At 68.4% G+C, this 16,915-nt stretch carries 16 protein-coding genes and 1 tRNA gene; 4 read left to right on the plus strand and 13 right to left on the minus strand.

The annotated features are described in order from the left end of the window. Positions 1-193 precede the first annotated feature (193 nt). Positions 194-754: a tyrosine-type recombinase/integrase gene (locus tag CKO31_RS27380; RefSeq protein WP_322789110.1), complete on the minus strand. Its 561-nt coding sequence runs from the start codon at positions 752-754 to the stop codon at positions 194-196. 134 nt (positions 755-888) lie between these two features. Between CKO31_RS27380 and CKO31_RS08055 the strand changes: the two genes are divergently transcribed. Then, positions 889-963, plus strand: a tRNA-Val gene (locus CKO31_RS08055). Between the two features lie 16 nt (positions 964-979). On the opposite strand, the gene CKO31_RS08060 is transcribed toward CKO31_RS08055, so the two are convergent. Together CKO31_RS08060 and CKO31_RS08065 are read right to left on the minus strand one after the other, a co-directional pair. After that, a complete protein-coding gene (locus tag CKO31_RS08060) occupies positions 980-1,333 on the minus strand; it encodes a tyrosine-type recombinase/integrase (RefSeq protein WP_322789111.1) in 354 nt (117 codons plus the stop codon). A gap of 2 nt (positions 1,334-1,335) precedes the next feature. Further along, positions 1,336-1,575, minus strand: a complete 240-nt coding sequence (locus tag CKO31_RS08065; RefSeq protein WP_242475235.1) for a BREX system Lon protease-like protein BrxL — start codon at positions 1,573-1,575, stop codon at positions 1,336-1,338. 679 nt (positions 1,576-2,254) lie between these two features. Here CKO31_RS08065 and CKO31_RS08070 point away from each other — a divergent pair. Further along, on the plus strand, positions 2,255-3,259 hold the full coding sequence (locus CKO31_RS08070; RefSeq protein ID WP_200235753.1) for an aldo/keto reductase family protein: 1,005 nt from the start codon (positions 2,255-2,257) through the stop codon (positions 3,257-3,259). Positions 3,260-3,516: 257 nt separating this feature from the next. Here CKO31_RS08070 and CKO31_RS08075 read toward each other — a convergent pair whose 3' ends face one another. The 7 genes from CKO31_RS08075 to rsxA all read right to left on the minus strand — a co-directional run bounded on the left by CKO31_RS08075 (position 3,517) and on the right by rsxA (position 9,715). Further along, positions 3,517-3,783: an RnfH family protein gene (locus CKO31_RS08075; RefSeq protein WP_200235755.1), complete on the minus strand. Its 267-nt coding sequence runs from the start codon at positions 3,781-3,783 to the stop codon at positions 3,517-3,519. An 87-nt stretch (positions 3,784-3,870) separates the two neighbouring features. After that, on the minus strand, positions 3,871-4,569 hold the full coding sequence (locus CKO31_RS08080) for an electron transport complex subunit E (RefSeq protein ID WP_200235757.1): 699 nt from the start codon (positions 4,567-4,569) through the stop codon (positions 3,871-3,873). A gap of 131 nt (positions 4,570-4,700) precedes the next feature. Beyond that, positions 4,701-5,351, minus strand: coding sequence for an electron transport complex subunit RsxG (gene rsxG / locus CKO31_RS08085; protein ID WP_200235759.1), 651 nt, complete (start codon positions 5,349-5,351; stop codon positions 4,701-4,703). Next, positions 5,348-6,502 carry an RnfABCDGE type electron transport complex subunit D gene (locus tag CKO31_RS08090; protein ID WP_200235761.1) on the minus strand — a complete coding sequence of 385 codons (1,155 nt, stop codon included), beginning with the start codon at positions 6,500-6,502 and terminating at the stop codon, positions 5,348-5,350. Before CKO31_RS08090 ends, rsxG begins: the two co-directional genes overlap by 4 nt. Positions 6,503-6,666: 164 nt before the next feature. Beyond that, positions 6,667-8,196: an electron transport complex subunit RsxC gene (gene rsxC, locus CKO31_RS08095; protein WP_200235763.1), complete on the minus strand. Its 1,530-nt coding sequence runs from the start codon at positions 8,194-8,196 to the stop codon at positions 6,667-6,669. A 225-nt stretch (positions 8,197-8,421) separates the two neighbouring features. Next, a complete protein-coding gene (locus CKO31_RS08100) occupies positions 8,422-8,949 on the minus strand; it encodes an RnfABCDGE type electron transport complex subunit B (RefSeq protein ID WP_200235765.1) in 528 nt (175 codons plus the stop codon). Positions 8,950-9,139: 190 nt separating this feature from the next. Beyond that, the gene (gene rsxA, locus CKO31_RS08105; RefSeq protein WP_200235767.1) at positions 9,140-9,715 is read right to left on the minus strand and encodes an electron transport complex subunit RsxA; all 576 of its coding nucleotides are present in this window, start codon (positions 9,713-9,715) and stop codon (positions 9,140-9,142) included. 519 nt (positions 9,716-10,234) lie between these two features. Between rsxA and nifL the strand changes: the two genes are divergently transcribed. Both nifL and nifA read left to right on the plus strand, forming a co-directional pair. After that, the gene (nifL, locus tag CKO31_RS08110) at positions 10,235-11,956 is read left to right on the plus strand and encodes a nitrogen fixation negative regulator NifL (RefSeq protein ID WP_322789112.1); all 1,722 of its coding nucleotides are present in this window, start codon (positions 10,235-10,237) and stop codon (positions 11,954-11,956) included. 71 nt (positions 11,957-12,027) lie between these two features. Further along, positions 12,028-13,632: a nif-specific transcriptional activator NifA gene (gene nifA, locus CKO31_RS08115; protein WP_200235790.1), complete on the plus strand. Its 1,605-nt coding sequence runs from the start codon at positions 12,028-12,030 to the stop codon at positions 13,630-13,632. A 359-nt stretch (positions 13,633-13,991) separates the two neighbouring features. On the opposite strand, the gene CKO31_RS08120 is transcribed toward nifA, so the two are convergent. The 3 genes from CKO31_RS08120 to CKO31_RS08130 all read right to left on the minus strand — a co-directional run bounded on the left by CKO31_RS08120 (position 13,992) and on the right by CKO31_RS08130 (position 16,555). Next, a complete protein-coding gene (locus CKO31_RS08120) occupies positions 13,992-14,165 on the minus strand; it encodes a hypothetical protein (RefSeq protein WP_200235771.1) in 174 nt (57 codons plus the stop codon). 387 nt (positions 14,166-14,552) lie between these two features. Continuing rightward, positions 14,553-14,984, minus strand: a complete 432-nt coding sequence (locus tag CKO31_RS08125; RefSeq protein ID WP_200235772.1) for a DUF29 domain-containing protein — start codon at positions 14,982-14,984, stop codon at positions 14,553-14,555. Positions 14,985-15,634: 650 nt separating this feature from the next. Then, a complete protein-coding gene (locus CKO31_RS08130; protein WP_200235774.1) occupies positions 15,635-16,555 on the minus strand; it encodes a hypothetical protein in 921 nt (306 codons plus the stop codon). Positions 16,556-16,915 lie beyond the last annotated feature (360 nt).

Consider the following 16,915-nt stretch of genomic DNA (forward strand, 5'->3'; position numbering starts at 1 on the left):
GCAAGAACATGCCGCTATTCGTTGGGGGGAACCAAGGCTCGCGCCAGTTGATTCGTCGGCGCTGAGGTCGACAGCGAGCGCCGACCACCGAGCATCGAAGTGCAGGCGGTGGGGGAGGGGCGCCCTGCCTTGTATCAGGGATATTCGACGGCTGGACGATCCGCTCGTATGTGCTAGAACAAGCAGCCTCGGGCTAGTCACTGACGAAGCCACGCAAACGCGCTGCCCATGCCTCCAACGCCTGTCGTTTCTCGTCTAGATGGGCGTGTCGGTTGTAGCGCGCTGTCACGGTACGGTTCACGTGGTTCAGGATGCGTCCGACCATTTCGTCCGGGTAGCCCAGCGCGCTGATGTTGGTAGCGGCAGTGCGCCTCAGGTCGTGGCTACTGAAGTGCTCCTTCTCGGCAGCTTGGATCGCGCGCGTCAGCGCGGTGGTCACGCTGTCGCCGCGAATCGGTTTGTACGTCAGTGCCTCCTCCCCATCGCCGCCTGATCCGCCCGCACTGTCGTTATCCTGTTTTGGCCGGCGAGGTGTGGATCGGCGGTGAGAGCTGGAGGTTGCTCCAGAAGACCTTGATCTCAGCGTCGGTGAGCACGCGATCAGCAGCCCACTCTCTGGATGGTGCTCGGATGCCGGCGCAGGGTGACTACAGCAGGTCAGCCCAAACGGATCAGATCGGCCACTGAGATGCCGAAGGTAGCGTCGTCGTGTGGGTAACGAAGACGGGTGGATTGACTGGCACACCGTTGGCACACTGCTGGCACAGTGGCGGCCATCAGGAGGCAGGAAGCGACCGTTGGGTTAAGATATACTTGTACCCACAGCGTCACGTAAGGCGTTGATTCGCGGAGATTGCTCAGGGAGACCGAGCTATATTTTCCGGCTTCGGGCGCGTAGCTCAGTGGGAGAGCACTGTCTTCACACGGCAGGGGTCGCTGGTTCGAAACCAGCCGCGCCCACCAAGATTCCCTCTTTAGATCAGCCGACTAGCTTCGGCTTTTCGATGCCTGCCCCGCCCTCCTCGGGGCCAGTGTGCGAATGAGTGTGCGAATGCGCTGTTGCTCGCTGCGACTTCGGGCAGTCGAGGATGGCCGCGGCCGAGGCCAGATCGTCGGGTCGCAGGTGCGCGTAGACGCTGGCAGTGATCGCGACACTGCCGTGTCTGAGCAACTCGGACACGCGCTCGATTCCAACGCCTGATTGCACCAGCCAGCTTCCGAACGTGCGCCGCAGGTCGTGCGGGTGTAGGTCGGTCAGTCCGGCATCGGCCACGCAGGCCGCGAATCCTTTCTTGATGCTCTCGATCCTGCTGCTACCGCAGCGGTGGAACACCCTCAGATGCTCGCGGTTGAGCGGCCACGCCAGAGTCCGCCGGCGGCCTTCCATCGCGTGGCGACGTATTCGTCGAGCTCCGCATCGTTCAGCGGCTCCCGCGGGCGCAGGATCTTCAGGAACGCGCTGACGGTCTTCTTAATGCCATTTTCGTCGCGGCGCTCGACATTCGGGCTGAGCCGGATGCGCTTGCTGCCCTTTTCGTAGCGATTGGCCGGCGGTGGTCTCGGACCAGGGGACAAGGTGAGGCGACGCCGGAAACCCTCGACGTCAGCGTGGATGTCGCCCCTCGCGTCGGATGTAGCTTGGCGCTGTACAGCAGCTTCGCCAGCACCACTTCACTGGCCCCGGGTCGTCCGGGTCATCGACGAAGAAGCGCGTGAGCACATTGGTGTCGAGCGACTTCACTCGCAATCAACCCGCTCCTGCGTCAGCAAGGATGCGGGATCGAAGACCGCAGCCTCCATGACGCCGTTGCAGAGGTCCGCCAGGACTTAGGGCTCGGCGATGCCGAGTACGATCTCATCGCGCCAGCGGCGTTCGGCAAGTCGGCGCTCCTGCTCGGCCCCGCCTCGGAGCCGGGCTCGACGTCGTCCTGCTGCACGGGGGCTCGGCTGACGGGCCGTGGCTCCGGCGCGGCGATGCCGGCTCGGTGATCGTGGAGCGGGTCATGGGGGTTGTGCCGGCCTGGGGTCTACTTTCGCACCTTGGGGGCAGATAAGCGCGCATCGCCGAGGTGCACACCAGGCGGGATACAGCGGGAAACGGGGTCATGCCGAGCGCCGATTCGCGCCATGGCCCCCTTGACGCGCAGGCCAGCTGTGCGGCAAGGCCGCGGACAGCGCGGGCGCACCAGCTCCCCGTTCGGTCGCGTCCTCTGGTAGCGTCTACGACGGTACAGCGACGACTGGAGGGCAACACATGAACGATGACACGAGCAAGGCCGGCGGGGATCTGCGTGCGGTGACCCTGCACAACGGCGTGACCATGCCGACCCTGGCCTTCGGCTGTGCCTTCGGGGACTGGGTCGGGCGCACGGACTTCCAGGGCTTTCTGCCGGAGCAGGCCTGGCGTGCGGTGTCGCTGGCGCTGGACAGCGGCTACCGGGCCTTCGACGGCGCCCGTGTCTACGGCACCGAGCGCATCGTCGGCACGCTGCTGGGTCAGCGCTTCGCGAGCGGGGCGCTGACGCGCGAAGATCTGTTCATCACCACCAAGCTGGCGCACCCTGCGGCACCGCCGCACATCAACATCTCCCACAAGCGCACCTGGGACCCGGACAAGGTGGACGACATCGCCCAGCGCGTGCGCGACGACATGGTGGACACCCTGGACGACCTGGGTCTGGGCTATGTCGATCTGCTGCTGATGCACTGGCCCGGCGGCTTCGGCCAGCACACCAGTCCGGACCCGGACTTCCCGCGCCAGGCGCGGGCGACCATCTGGCGCACCTTCTGCGAGCTGGCGGACAAGGGCGCGGCACGGGCCATCGGGGTGTCGAACTTCACCGTCCACCACCTGCGACAGCTCTTGGAGGACATCCCGGAGCCCGAGCGCCGTCCCACCGTCAATCAGGTGGAAATCCACCCCTATTGCCGTAATCCCGAGCTGGAGGACTTCTGCCGGACGCAGGGCATCGTGGTCACCGCCTATGCGCCCTTCGCCAGCGGCGCCCTCGGCATGTTGCAAGACCCAACACTGACGGCCATCGCCGAACGCCATGGCAAGACCGTGGGCCAGATCGTGCTGCGCTGGCATGTGCAAAGCGGGCGCACCGCGCTGCCGAAGACCTCCAAGGCCGAGCGCATGGCGGAGAACCAAGCCATCGACGACTTCGCGCTCAGCGACGACGAGATGCAGGCTATCGACGCCCTCGGTACCGGCGAGGCGCGGCGGACATGCCCGGATCCGTCCTTCGTTGCCTGATCGCCCGACCCACGGCAGGCCGAGCAATCTGCACCACAATGGGCCGGGGCTCGCGTCGGGGTGGACCGAGCAAGCGGGGCACTGCTGTACGGAGCAGCATCGGCAGCCTCGACCTCGGCGAGAGACCCGGCTAATTTAGTATACTGTCACTATTAATGAGGGTAGCCATTAATCTAGCGACAGTATACCTAATTTGGACCAGTGAAGGTCGAATCCAGTATACTGTCACCGGTTCTGCGGTTCTGCTGTCCTCGCTTCTAGTCTTCCTGATCGCGCCGCGGGACTGTCTCGGGGTCTGCGGTGATGGGGCGATAGATCTCCACGCGGTCGCCGTCCTGGACCTTGGCATCCGGCTTGGTGAGCTTGCCGAAGATGCCGACGCGCTGGTTGTCGAGGTCGATGTCCGGGTACTGCTGGAGCAGCCCGGCGCGCTCGATGGCCTCGCGCACGGTGCAGTCGTCGGGCACGTCGAGCGTGAGCCAGGTGCGCTTGAACTTGTCTGCGTAGGCGACACCGATATGCATTTGTGAGCTCCGGGGTGGCGTCTGTTCCTGAGTTCGCGCCGTGCAACGTCAAGGTACGCCTGTGCGAAGGGCTGAGGGCTGGGGCGGTCAGGCGCTTGCGGGGACCCCCGCCGCCTTGGCCTCTCGCCGCGCTGCGAGCCGGCGGTCCAGCATCCGCTTGCCGGCGAGCAAAAAGCCCATGGCGATGAAGCCGCCGGGGGGCAGGATCATCAGCAGGAAGCCGCGGTAGTCCGTAATCAGGGTCACTTCCAGCCAGCTGAGCGACTGGCCGAGCAGCATGGAGGCGTTGGCGAACAGGGTGCCGGAGCCGAGCGCCTCGCGCACGGCGCCGAGGGCCACCAGCACCAGCGTGAAGCCCACACCCATCATGAGCCCGTCGAAGACCGCCGGCAGCGGCGCCTGGCGGGAGGCGAAGCTCTCGGCGCGGCCGAGGATGGCGCAGTTGGTGACAATCAGCGGGATAAAGAGCCCGAGGACCTTGTGCAGGTCGTGCATCCAGGCGTTCATGCCGAGATCCACCAGGGTCACCAGGGTGGCGATGATGAGCACGAACACCGGAATGCGCACCTGCGGCGTGATGCTGCCGCGCAGCACAGACACCAACAGCCCCGAGGCCACCATCACGAAGGTGCTGGCGAGCCCGAGGCCGAGGCCGTTGGTGGCGGTGCCGGTGACGGCCAGCAGCGGGCACAGCGCCAGCGACTGGGCCATGACCACGTTGTTGTCCCAGACGCCGTCGCGGGCGATGCGGGGCCAATTCGTACTTCGCTCATCGATCGTGCTCACTTGCTGACCTCGGGATTAGGATAAGGAGCGAGTGACGAGTTGCGAGTAACGAGTTACGAGGGGCGAAGAGAATCGCGAGAGAGGTCTGGTCCCTCGATACTCGCCACTCGATACTCGCCACTCGATACTCATCACTCGTCACTCGATACTTGCTGAACTGCCGATGCCGTCAGTGCGTCGCGCCGGGCAGCGAACAGCTCCAGGCCGTCCTTGACGGCGCTCACCACCGCCCGCGGCGTGATGGTGGCGCCGCTGAACTGGTCGAAGTCGCCGCCGTCCTTCTTCACGGCCCAGCGCTCCGGCGGCGGCTCGCCGAGGGATTTGCCGTCGAAGCTCAGGATCCAATCGTCCCGGGCCACCTCGATCTTGTCGCCGAGCCCCGGCGTTTCGGTGTGCGACAGCACCCGGGCGCCGAGCACGCGGCCGTCGGCGTCGATGCCCAGCAGCACGCGGATGGGCCCGGCGTAGCCCTGGCCGACGGTCTCGAAGGCGACGCCGGCGACGTCCAGCCCCTGCAAGGCGCGGTAGACCCTGAGCTCGCCGTCGGCGGTGTCCAGGGTGATGCTGTCGGCGAGCAGCGCGTTGTCGTGCAGCTGGGTGGGGATCACCTGCTCCAGCGACGCCAGCAGGTCCTCGGCCTCCCGCTGCGCGATGGCATCGCGGGTGGCGATGTCGCCGATCACCAGCATGGCCGCGGCCACCAGTGCGAAGCCGCCGAGCAGCGCGGCCTGGTAGCCGACACGCTGGCGATAGCTCGGGTTGGCGACAGTGGTGGTGCTCATCGGTTGGCCTCCCCCGGTTGTGCCTCCCTCGTCTGCGCTCCGGCCTTGGCGGGCGCCGCGATCTCGGCCTCGGGCTCCGGATACTCCAGTGGCTCCCCGCGGCGGTCGCGGCCGTAGATGCGCGGCTTGAGGTAATGGTCGATCATCGGCGTCGCCGCGTTCATCAGCAGCACCGCAAAGGCCACGCCCTCCGGATAGCCGCCCCAGGTGCGGATGACATAGACCAGCAGCCCGACACCGGCGCCGAACACCAGCTGCCCGGCGCGGGACACCGGCGAGGTCACCGGGTCCGTGGCGATGAAGAAGGCCGCCAGCATGGTGGCCCCCGTCAGCAGGTGGTAGGGTGCGGCGGCGTAGCGCCCGGGGTCGACGAAATGCATGGCCGTCGCCAGCACGGCCACGGTGCCCACCAGGGCCGCCGGGATGCGCCAGCCGATGACGCCCTTGTAGATGAGCCAGAGCCCGCCCAGGGCGATGAGCAGCGCGGAGGTCTCGCCGAGGCTGCCGGGCACGGTGCCGAGCAGCGCGGAGAAGGGGTCGTAGATGCCGCCAACCGCCGCATCCAGGCCCGCGCCCTGGCCCAGCTCGGTGCGCACATGGCCGAGGATGGAGGCGCCCGACATGGCGTCATAACCGAGAGCGTCGTAGCCCTGCCCGCCGAAGGTGATGGCGAGCCCGTCCATAAAGCCGGGCGCCTCGCCGGTGAAAAGCGGCGCCGGCGCCACCCAGCGGGTCATCTCCAGCGGAAAGGAGATCAGCAGCGCCACCCGCGCCACCATGGCCGGGTTGAACAGGTTCTGGCCGATGCCGCCGAAGACCTGCTTGCCGAGCAGTACCGCCAGGGCACCGCCCACCACGCCGATCCACCAGGGCGCCCAGGGCGGCAGCGTCAGCGCCAACAGCCAGCCGGTGAGCAAGGCCGAGCCGTCCATCAGCGTGAGCCGCACCGGCTTGCCGGCGGCCAGGAGCGACAGGGCCTCGAAGCCGAGGGTGGCACCCACGGTGACCGTGAACAGGAAGATCGCCGGCCAGCCGAACTGATAGAGCCCGAACAGGGTCGCCGGCACCAGCGCCAGCATCACCATCGCCATGGTGCGGCCGATGGAGACCGGCGCATGGGCGTGGGGGCTGGCTGAAAGGGATGAGCTCATTCGCGTTCGGTCTCTATTCGACTCACGGGGGGCGGCCTGGGCACTTGGCTTCGGTTAAGCGAGGACGGAGGGCGGAGGGCGGAGGTCGACGCAGGACCGTGCATGCTGCTCGGACTGCCGCTCCCGGCCCTCAGCCCTCAGCCCTCAGCCCTCAGCCCAGAGCGCTATTCCGCCTCTGCCAAGTCCACGGGCTTCTTCGCGACGACCTCTTGCGCCTTGGCGGCCGCTTGCTCTTTGGCCTGCTCTTTCACCTTCTGGGCCGCCTGCTCGGCCTTGCGCTTGGCCATGGCCTCGCGCTTGGCGCGCTTTTGGGCTTCGAGCCGGGCGGTGCGGGCCTCGGCGAGGCGCTTGGTCTCGGTCTGCTTCTGCTTGGCGCGGCCGCGGGCGGCGAGCTCGCCCTTGGCGTGGTTGAAGAACTGCACCAGCGGGATGTGGGCCGGGCAGACGTAAGCGCAGGAGCCGCAGCCGATGCAGTCCATGAGCCCTTCGCCCACGGCGCCGTCCAGATCGCCGGCACGCACATGCGCGGCCATGGTGAGCGGCACCAGGCCGCAGGGGCAGGCGCCGACGCAGCTCGCGCAGCGGATGCAGGGCGCGGCCTCGCGCTGGCCGCTCTCGGCGGCGGTGAGCGCCAGCACGCCGTTGCTGCCCTTCATGACCGGAACGCGCAGCTCCGCCAGCGGCTGGCCCATCATGGGCCCGCCGCTGACGAGCTTGGCGGGCTCCTCGCGGAAGCCGCCGCAGTGGTCCACCAGCGCCTGCACCCGGGTGCCGATGGGCACGCGCAGGTTCTTCGGCTGCGCGACGGCCTGGCCGGTGACCGTGACCACCCTGGAGACCAATGGCCGGCCGAGCCGCAGCGCCTCGTGCACCGCAAAGGCCGTCGCCGGGTTGTGCACCACCACGCCGATGTCCGCCGTCAGGCCGCGCGCCGGCGTCTCTTTGCCCGTCAGCGTCTGCACCAGGTGCTTCTCGGAGCCCATCGGGTAGCGCGTCGGCAGCTTGACGACACTCACCTCGGCGAAGTCCGCGGCCGCCGCGCGCATGGCGGCCAGCGCCTCCGGCTTGTTGCCCTCGATGCCGATGATGACGCGGCCCACGCCCAGCGCATGGGCCATGATGCGCACCCCGTCCAGCACCTGCCCGGTGTGCTCGCGCATGACCCGATCGTCGCAGGTGAGATAGGGCTCGCACTCGGCGCCGTTGATGACCAGCGTGTGCAGGCTGTAGCGGTTGCGCAGGTTGAGCTTCACGGCGGCGGGGAAAGTAGCCCCGCCCATGCCGACGATGCCGGCGGCGGCCACGCGCTTGGCCACCTCGGCGGGCTCCAGCGCGAAGGGGTCGTCGACGCCGCGGATGTCCGGATGCCAGCGGTCCTCGCCATCGGGCTGCAGCGTGATGGTGCGCACATTGAGCCCGGAGGGATGATTGGCGGGGTACAGCCCGAGCCCCGCGATGCTCCCGGACGTGGGCGCATGGATGGGCGCGGACACGGCCCCTTGTGCATGGGCGATGACCTCGCCCTTCAGCACCTGCTGGCGGCGCTGCACCACCGGGTTGGCCGCGGCGCCGATGTGCTGTTGCAGCGGGATGTGCAGCAGGCGCGGCAGCGGCAGCGCCTCGATGGGCCGGCCGGCGGCGAGGGACTTGCGGTCGTGCGGATGGACGCCGCCGCGGATCTTGAACAGGCGCATATCGAGAAGCCTTCAGACGCCTAGAGAAAACGAACAGCCGCAGCCGTCATCCACGGCGCGCCAATGGATGATGGAAGGGCTGAGGTCGGAGGGCTGAGGTGCGGGGGCGCAACGGCTCGCGTCCCCCCTGGACCCGAGCCAGGCTCGCCTCGGCCCTCAGCCCTGCTTGAATCAGCGGAAAGTCCTTCGGAAACCATCGGCAGCGTCCTCGGGTAAAGGCATCGATCAGGCCGCCGCAGGCATCGGCCAGACCCAGTTGCTCAAGCTTTGTGTCGGCGCCCGCAGCTCGATGCACTCCGTCGGGCAGACGTCCACGCACTTGGCGCAGCCCGTGCAGGCGTCCTCGAAGACGGCGTGGATCTGGTCGTTGGCGCCGACGATGGCGTCCGTGGGGCAGCGCTTGAAGCACTTGGTGCAGCCGACGCAAAGCCGCTCGTGAATGTGCGCCACCTTCGGCGCCTGCTCCGCCATGCCGGAGAAGTCCGCACTCACGCCGAGCAGCCCGGCGAGGTCCTCCGCCAGCGCCCGGCCGCCGGGCGGGCACAGGGTCACCGGCGCCTCGCCGGCGGCCACGGCGGCCGCCGCCGGCGCACAGCCCGGGTAGCCGCACTGCCCGCACTGGGAGCCCGGCAGCAGCTCCTCCACCTGGCCGACGATGGGACTCTCCTCCACCGCCAGATAGCGCGCCGCAATGCCGAGCAGGGCGCCGAGGCCGAGTCCGAGGGCGGTGAGACTGAGAATGGCTGCGATCATTGTTGGTGCGTTTCGAGTTTCGAGTTTCGAGTGACGAGTAGCGAGTAGCGAGTAGCGAGTAGCGAGTAGCGAGTAGCGAGCGAACAGGTTTGCGGGGCTTAGGAGCGCAAGTATCCCTTCGGAGGGGTCGGCCAGCGCCGAGCCCGGCACATGCCCCCTCGCCCCTCGGAACTCGCCCCTCGAAACTCCATCAAGCCAACCCCGCAAACCCCATGAACGCCAGCGACAGCAGCCCCGCCACCACGAAGGCGATGGGCGTGCCGGCGAAGGCCGCCGGGACCTGTGCCAGGGCGAGGCGCTCGCGCAGACCCGCGAACAGCACCATCACCAGCGTGAAGCCGAGCGCGGAGCCGAAGCCGAACAGCAGGCTCTCGAAGAAGCCGTTCTGCTGCTGCACGTTCAGCAGCGCCACGCCGAGCACAGCGCAGTTGGTGGTGATCAGCGGCAGAAAGATGCCGAGCACCTGGTAGAGCGTCGGCGATAGCTTGCGCACGGCCATCTCGGTGAACTGCACCACGGCCGCGATCACCAGGATGAAGGTCAGGATGCGCAGGAAGCCGATGTCCAGCGGCGCCAGCACCAAGTGCTGCAACAGCCAGCTCGCCGCCGCCGCCAGGGTCAGCACGAAGGTGGTCGCGAGCCCCATGCCCAGCGCCGTGTCCAGCTTGTGGGACACGCCCATGAAGGGGCAGAGCCCGAGGAACTTCACCAGCACCACGTTGTTCACCAACGCGGTGGCGAGGATCAGCATGAGGTACTCGGTCATCGCGGTCTTCCAAATCCCCTCGCGGGTCGTCGGGCCCGTGCTGCCTCGGTGCGCTCCCTGGAGCGGCGTCGACGCACGCGGCGGCCATTGCTGCCCGAGCCGAGCTGCAAGAGGGATGCCAGGGGGGAAGACGACGGCGGGGCCCTGCATCGTTCCGGGGCACACGGCGCCGGAAGTGCCCGTTCTCAATGCGTTCCGGATCGTACAGCGGGAGACTCCGCCTCCGCCGGCGCCGCCGAGCTCGCTGTCGCTCATGCCACATCCGCATGCTGCACCGCAGCAGCGTTGTCGCGTTTGCGACAGAGCCCGGCCGGGGCAACGCCGCGGCCGCTCGGCACAACAGACATTTGGCCGTGCGGCCCCGGGAGCGCCCAGGGAGCACCCAGCCAGCGCCCAGCGAGCGCCGCTGGCATGAAAACTGCTGGAATACGTGCTGGACCCGGCGGGGTTGGACCTGCAGCACCCATCCAGCACCCATCGGGCGCCGCCACCACAGAGACACAAGACGAGGAGCATCCCGTGAGCACCGGCAAAGGCATCGACACCCAACAGGCGACCCACCTCGCCGCCGACGACGACCAACCGCCGGCGGAGGCGAGCGCCGACACGGGCGGCTTCAAGCCGGACGCCGAGCTGCCGGCGGCAAGCGCCCTGGGCGCCTTCCTGGAAGCGCCGCCTTCGGGCACGCCGCCGGAGGTGGTGGAGGCGCTCACGCTCATGGCCGGGGACCCCGCCGACCCGCTGCCCCCGCGGCTCTACTTCGAGACCGTGGAGCAGTCGCCGGTGGCCATCTCCGTCACCGACGCCAAGGCCAACATCCTTTATGCCAACGCCGCCTTCGAGGTGCTCACCGGCTACGACCGCCACGAGGTGCTGGGCAAGAACCAGTCCATCCTCTCCAGCAACGCGACGCCGGAGTCCATCTACCAGCAGCTCTGGCGCACCATCCAGCGCAAGCGCCCCTGGACCGGCGTGCTCATCAACCGGCGCAAGGACGGCGAGGACTACCTGGCGGAGCTGACCATCTCCCCGGTGCTGGACGCCGCCGGGCGCATCCGCTACTTCCTCGGCATGCACCGGGACGTGACCCGCGAGCACGAGCTCTCCGTGGCCCTGCGCCAGCAGAAGACCCGCATCGAAACGGTGCTGGACGCGGCCCCGGTGGTGGTGGTGCTGCTGGACACCGACGGGCGCATCATCCTGGACAACCAGGAGTACAAGAAGCTGCTCGGCGACCTTCGCGGGCGCGAGCCGCTGGCGCTGCTGCGCTCGGCGCTGCAGCAGCAGGCGGGCTTCGACCCGCTGGAGCGCGCCGCCGCTGGCGAGGGCTTCCGCGACGTGGAGATCAGCATTGAGGTGCCCGGCAACGCCGGCCCGCGCTGGCTTTCGTGCTCCGGCACCGCCGTCAACGAGTCCGACAGCAGCCTGTCGGGCTACTTCATCCGCGGCGACGCCGGCGACCAGCGCCTGCTGCTGCTGGCCAACGACATCACCGGCCGCCGCCGGGAGATCGAGCGCGCGCACCTGGAGAACCTGCGCGCACGCCTCGCCGAGCAGCAGCTCGCCCAGGGCATGCGCGAGGCCCTCACCGCCGCCAGCTACCAGCTCCAGGTGCCGCTCAACATGATCCGCGCCGCCAGCGGCATGTTCAAAGACGGCACCGGCAACCCGGCGCTGTTCGCGGACATGCTCGGGCAGATCACCCAGGCCGGGGAGACGGCGCTCGCCACCCTGCACGCGGCCATGCCGACGCAGGTGCCGGAGGCCGGCGTCAACGTCAATGTCAACGAGCTGCTGCGCCACGTGCTGGCGCTGGAGACGGACAACCTGCTCGCCGCCGGCATCGTCGTGGACTGGCAGCCGGCGCTGGTGCTGCCGGAGCTCTCCGGGCACAAGAACGAGCTGCGCTCGCTGTTCAAGCACCTCATCGACAACGCCCTGCAGGCCCTGTACGAGGGCGGCGGCAGCCAGCGCGCCCTGCGCCTGGCCACCCGGGCGCTGGACGACGCCGTGGAGGTGATCGTCGAGGACAACGGCCCCGGCATCCCGAGCGGGCTGCGGCTCAAGGTCTTCGAGCCCTTCCACATCGGCTGGCGCAACCGCCGCGGGCGCGCCGGCATGGGCCTGGCGCTGGCGCAGGAGATCGTCAACCAGCACGACGGGGCCATCGAGATCGACCCCGACTACCGCGACGGCTGCCGGGTGCGCGTGACCCTCGGCAACGTGCGCGCGCGCGACTGATACGCGACTGAGACACGCAGGCCGTCCAAGCGCCCCGGCACCACAAGAGGCCGCATTCAGACATGCTCGAGATGCCCGAAGTCGAAGCCCCTGCCCCTTCCCCTTTCGAATCCGGCGACGGCGAGGCCGCGCGGCTCACGCTGCTGGAAGAGCAGCTCGCCGCGCTCTTCGACGTGAGCTGTGTGCTGAGCCGCTCGCTCGAGCTGCGCGAGACCCTGCGCCACGTGCTGCGCACCCTGCACGAGCGCGGCCGGCTCTGCCGCGGCATGGCGAGCCTGCTGGACGCCGACAGCGGCGACCTGCTGGTGGCCGCCCTCCACGACGAGGAGGCCGCCCCCTTCGAGAAGATCCGCTACCGCCCCGGCGAGGGGGTCATCGGCCAGGTGCTGGAGACCAACCGACGCTGGATCCTGCCCCGGGTCAGCGACGAGCCGCGGTTCCTGGATCGCCTCGGGCTGTTCGACCCGGACCTGCCCTTCATCGGCGTGCCCATCCGCATCGGCGAGGACGACGTGGTCGGCGTCTTCGCGCTGCAGCCGCCGGCCAACGACGCGCTGATGCCCCAGCGCGCCCGGCTCGCGGAGATGATCGCCAACCTCATCGGCCAGGCCGTGCGCCTGTCGCGCTCCGTGGAGGCCGAGCGCCGAGCGCTGCGCGAGGAGCGCGACACCCTGCGCCGGCACATGAAGAGCAGCCACGGCTTCGACAGCATCATCGGCCGCACCGAGCGCATGCGCCTGGTGTTCGACCAGGTGCGCCAGGTGGCCAAGTGGAACACCACGGTGCTGCTGCGCGGGGAGTCTGGCACCGGCAAGGAGCTCATCGCCAGCGCCATCCATTACAACTCCCCGCGCGCCGGCGGCGCCTTCGTCAAGCTGAACTGCGCCGCCCTGCCGGACAACCTGCTGGAGTCCGAGCTCTTCGGCCATGAGAAGGGCGCCTTCACCGGCGCCCAGAGCCAGCGCAAGGGCCGCTTCGAGCAGGCCGACGGCGGGACCCTCTTTCTGGACGAGATCGGCGAGATCTCCCCCGCCTTCCAGGCCAAGCTCCTGCGCGTGCTCCAGGAGGGCGAGTTCGAGCGCGTCGGCGGCACCCGCACCCTGTCGGTGGACGTGCGCGTCATCGCCGCCACCAACCGCAACCTGGAGCAGGAGGTCCGCGACGGCGTCTTCCGCGAGGACCTCTACTACCGCCTCAACGTCATGCCCATCCTGATGCCCGCCCTGCGCGAGCGCGTCGAGGACGTGCCGGAGCTGGCCAAGTTCCTGGTCGCCAAGCTCGCCAAGCGCCAGGGCCGCGACCTGACCATCACCGACAGCGCCCTGGGCGTGCTCATGCGCCACCACTGGCCCGGCAACGTCCGCGAGCTCGAGAACTGCATGGAGCGCGCCGCCGTCATGAGCGAAGGCGGCATCATCGACCGCGACGTGCTGAACCTCACCGGCCTCGACGTCGGCAGCCTCCCCGACGCCGCCGCCGCCGTCACCCCCACTCCCTCCCCCGCCGCCGACAACATCGACCTCGAAGACCCCGACATCGACGAGCGCGAGCGCGTCATCGCCGCCCTGGAACAGGCCGGCTGGGTCCAGGCCAAGGCCGCGCGCCTGCTCGGCATGACCCCGCGCCAGATCGCCTATCGGATTCAGACCATGAAGATTCGGGTGAAGCAGTTCTGACTCCGGAAGACCTATCGCTTCCGACGCCAGCTCGACGCCTTGCTCACGTTGCGGCTGACCGAGGCAACACGAACCGACCGCTCCCTCCAAGACATCATGGACGACCTGGGTCGCAAAGCACAGGCACGCGGCCTGACGCCGGAGCTGCTGGACTAGATGCTGAATGCCGCCGACCGAGCTGTGTTGCCTCATCGACACCAATGTCCTGAACACGCGCCGCTTTTCGGGGATTCGATCCCTGGACAGGTCCTGCGCGACGTGCTGCGACACGGCAGCCTGTTTGCCTGATCTGCCGGGGTCCTGACGACAACGCCATGCTGGAGCTTGCCGGCGGGACGCGGCGGTTGCGCCGGCAAGCCTCAGGATGAGCTCGGCTCCTTTTCCTTGCGCGAAGCGGGTTGGTGGGCGGACCCGGCTTCCGCCTGGTCTCGCTGTTTGAGCTTTTTCATGTGCGCCAGCTGCGCGAAGACCAAATAGACCGCGAAGGCCGCAAGTACGGTGAGCAAAGCTGCTGCGTAGGCGTTCATTTCCATGGTGGATGTCCGGTCGAGCGGTGTTGGTGTGGACGCGGGGTACGGCCACCGGTTTGTTGGTAGCTTGCGGGTGTCGCTGTCGCCGCGTTTGTATTGCGGTGCATTCGTATTTCAACCCGAGTTGCGGTGTGCCTTTTGGATAGGCCGGCAGATCGACCTTCCGGCCGCAGGCCGGTTCGGGCACGCAGGAGAAGTGCGCGGCACGAGGTCATGCGCGGCACGCACCGCAGGAGCGACGCACTTTCCGTCTCGCTGTTGGCGCGTCTGGGCAAACAAACAGTTCTATATACCGTCCCCATGATCGACGAGCCGTGGCGGCTGACCCTGATGCTTCAGTACCCAGAATACGCGCCGCGAAGCACAGCGCTGACCCCACAGGTGGAATGCTCAATCTGCTGGCATGAAGTCCTCGTCCAGGATTTGTTCGATGCCATAGGCGCAGGACTCGGGAAACGGCGACTCGAGGAACCCGGTTTCCTCCAGCGCGGCGCGGGTACCGTTGCGGTAGGCGCGCTCAAGGAATTCTGGTAGCCGTTGTGCAAGGCTCGGGCTGTCTTCGAGCAGCAGGGCGAGCTGCCGGCGCTGCTCATTAATGGTCAGGCGCCAGTTGGTGCAGCGACGCTCTGGTTGAAACTGCCACTTGAGCAGGTGCGCGAGCAGCACGGCCAAGCGATTGATCAGCTCCCGTCGCTCGCGTGCACTCATGCTGTCCAATTCCTCGATCAAGTGCGTGACGTCCAGCCGTTCGAACTGACCAGCCTTGAGGGCCGCAGTTTGCTCGTCGATCCACTGGTGGAAGTCGGCGTCGTAGCTGGTCATCGCGGTTGTCCGATCTGGGCGTGAGGGCTTCAGGCCTGCCTGCGCACGAATAGGGAATCCCACCGTCTCCGGGCGGCTGACGATCTTCAGTCAGGAGCCTAGCCGGGGGGCAGTGAGCGGTCAAGGCGCCATCGGGACACTCGATCCCGCCACCTCACCCGGCTTCTGCACTCCCTCTGGACCAAGGCCGAACCGCTCGGCATCAGCACACGGTCATAAGCGTGGAACGGGATCACCTGAGAGACGAACAGCCGAGCATCCGCTCCGGACAAAGGCATGGCACTCTGATTGATCCGGAAATCGGTCGCGGCCCATCTGGAAGTACAATCCAGATCAGCCAAACCGCTCCGTGCGCCAATTTCACCCCCGCACACTCGCCGGCACCATCCGCAGCGCCTCGCCCCCCTCCCCCGTGCTGCTGCTGACCGGGCCGCGTCAGATGGGCAAGACGACCTTGCTGGAGCATTGTGCCGAGCCTACGCGCCGGCCCGTGGCACCCCACGATCTGGAGCCGAGACGCTGCGAGCTCGACGTTGAGCCGGGCGCGGCGAGCCGGCTGGAAGCCGGCGCCCCGGGGTCCGGGCCGGCCGCAAGGCGGCCGGCCGCCGCAGCCGGCGATGCGATGGCGAGTATTGGGATCGATCCCGCTGTCAGGCCGTGCGCTCGCCGGACTGCGTGTCCACCGTCGTTGCCTCCTCCGGCTGGTAGGGCATCAGCAGCTCGTAGTCCACCAGCGCCCAAAGGACGCGGCCGCGGCGTTGGATAAGACCATTCGCCGTTGGCTTGGGACGGACGATGAGGTGGCGGGGCTTATGGTCGAGCACGTCCCAGCCGAAGTGCTGGAGCTCCGTGCGGGCGGCGGCGGTGAGGCCGTGCAGGTCGGTCTCGGTGAGGTAGCCCTGCTGGTGGGCGGTCTCGGCGTCGATGCCGTCGATCCAGTGGTAGAGCAGGATGTACAGGCGCTCCCAGTCGTAGGCGACGCGGGCGTCCTCGGGCTGTTCGGCCTGGTCCTCCCGCATGACCCGGTCGTACCACCAGCGCCGGTCGGTGCGCCGGCCGAGCTCCCAGTCCAGGTAGCGGGTGCCGGGGGAGTAGATGGCCAGGGGCGCCTTGGTGGGGATGCGGGCGCCGGCGACCGCGCGCAGGCGCTCCACGTGGGCGAGCTCGGCGAAGGGGGAAAGGAATTCGCTGACGGCGATGCGGTCGCGCTCGCCCCAGTCCACCACCTGGTCCGGGCCCATGGACAGGAGCGCGTCCTGGCCGAAGCGGCTGAACTTCACCACCAGCGCGAAGCGGTCGTGGGCGCGATGGGTCACGGGCACCCGGTAGACGGCGCCGGTGGCCCCGGCGAGCTGGCGGCCGACCTTGTGCAGCCGGTCGCCGACGAACCACTGGGAGGGCACGATGGATTCCAGCACCGGCCAGCCGCGGCGGGTGACATAGAGCTCGCCGGACTGGCGTCCGCGCAGCTGCAGGTAGTCGACGCCGAACACGCGGCGCCGCAGCGCCTTGGGCGCGGCGTCGAAGGGGCGCCGGAGGTAGCGCCGCAGTGTGCAGTCGAATTCTTCCATGGCTTAGGTCATCGGCGGGCGCCGGGTGGTGCTAATGATGGGCCTGTGCGCGTGGTCGCGCACGCCGTCCTTTGCGCTGGGTACGGCGGATCGCGGCAGGGATGCCGCTCCCACGGTCCCGGCCGCCGTGGGAGCGGCCTCTGGCCGCGATGATGCCGCACGTCGCCTGCCCCTGCTCAGTCGCGGCAGGGATGCCGCTCCCACGCCGCAGCCGCCGTGGGAGCGGCCTCTGGCCGCGATGATGCCGCACATCGCCTGCCCCTGCTCAGTCGCGGCAGGGATGCCGCTCCCACGCCGCAGCCGCCGTGGGAGCGGCCTCTGGCCGCGATGATGCCGCACATCGCCTGCCCCGGCGCAGTC

Origin of the sequence: Thiohalocapsa halophila (assembly GCF_016583825.1) — a bacterium.
Lineage (GTDB): Bacteria > Pseudomonadota > Gammaproteobacteria > Chromatiales > Chromatiaceae > Thiohalocapsa > Thiohalocapsa halophila.

What these genes read in the sequence shown, in the direction of transcription:
- CKO31_RS08075 (WP_200235755.1), bottom strand. Translation starts at nt 3,783, where the DNA reads ATGCATATCGGTGTCGCCTACGCAGACAAGTTCAAGCGCACCTGGCTC.
- rsxA (WP_200235767.1), bottom strand. Translation starts at nt 9,715, where the DNA reads ATGACCGAGTACCTCATGCTGATCCTCGCCACCGCGTTGGTGAACAAC.
- CKO31_RS08070 (WP_200235753.1), top strand. Translation starts at nt 2,255, where the DNA reads ATGAACGATGACACGAGCAAGGCCGGCGGGGATCTGCGTGCGGTGACC.
- rsxC (WP_200235763.1), bottom strand. Translation starts at nt 8,196, where the DNA reads ATGCGCCTGTTCAAGATCCGCGGCGGCGTCCATCCGCACGACCGCAAG.
- CKO31_RS08090 (WP_200235761.1), bottom strand. Translation starts at nt 6,502, where the DNA reads ATGAGCTCATCCCTTTCAGCCAGCCCCCACGCCCATGCGCCGGTCTCC.
- CKO31_RS08125 (WP_200235772.1), bottom strand. Translation starts at nt 14,984, where the DNA reads ATGACCAGCTACGACGCCGACTTCCACCAGTGGATCGACGAGCAAACT.
- CKO31_RS08120 (WP_200235771.1), bottom strand. Translation starts at nt 14,165, where the DNA reads ATGGAAATGAACGCCTACGCAGCAGCTTTGCTCACCGTACTTGCGGCC.
- CKO31_RS08130 (WP_200235774.1), bottom strand. Translation starts at nt 16,555, where the DNA reads ATGGAAGAATTCGACTGCACACTGCGGCGCTACCTCCGGCGCCCCTTC.
- rsxG (WP_200235759.1), bottom strand. Translation starts at nt 5,351, where the DNA reads ATGAGCACCACCACTGTCGCCAACCCGAGCTATCGCCAGCGTGTCGGC.
- nifA (WP_200235790.1), top strand. Translation starts at nt 12,028, where the DNA reads ATGCCCGAAGTCGAAGCCCCTGCCCCTTCCCCTTTCGAATCCGGCGAC.
- CKO31_RS08100 (WP_200235765.1), bottom strand. Translation starts at nt 8,949, where the DNA reads ATGATCGCAGCCATTCTCAGTCTCACCGCCCTCGGACTCGGCCTCGGC.